This window comes from Pseudomonas sp. SIMBA_067, assembly GCF_046534675.1.
Lineage (GTDB): Bacteria > Pseudomonadota > Gammaproteobacteria > Pseudomonadales > Pseudomonadaceae > Aquipseudomonas > Aquipseudomonas putida.
Genome location: NZ_JAWRYH010000178.1, coordinates 1 through 329, shown reverse-complemented (window position 1 = coordinate 329; position 329 = coordinate 1). Strand labels below are relative to the sequence as shown.

1 protein-coding gene is annotated in these 329 nt (G+C 55.0%); it reads left to right on the top strand.

Annotated features, from left to right (window positions below; all coding sequences use genetic code 11):
- Window positions 1-329: arginine N-succinyltransferase (locus SB765_RS28610; protein WP_410932354.1), on the top strand; the 329-nt coding region annotated here is incomplete at both ends.

The following is a 329-nucleotide window of genomic DNA, read 5'->3' as shown; positions in this document are numbered from 1 at the left end:
CCCTGTCGCTGAGTAACGACCATACCGGCAGCAGTGAGCTCTGCACGCTGTTTCTCGATCCCGATTACCGTGATGGCAAAAACGGCTATCTGCTGTCGAAGTCACGCTTCCTGTTTATGGCCAGTTTCCGTGAACGTTTCACCAACCGGGTGGTGGCCGAGATGCGTGGCGTCAGCGATGAGCAGGGCCATTCGCCGTTCTGGGAGAGCGTCGGCAGTCGCTTCTTCTCTATGGAATTCAGCAAAGCGGATTTCCTTAGTGGCACCGGACAGGAATCGTTTATCGCTGAACTGATGCCGAAACATCCGCTCTACATCGACTACCTGACA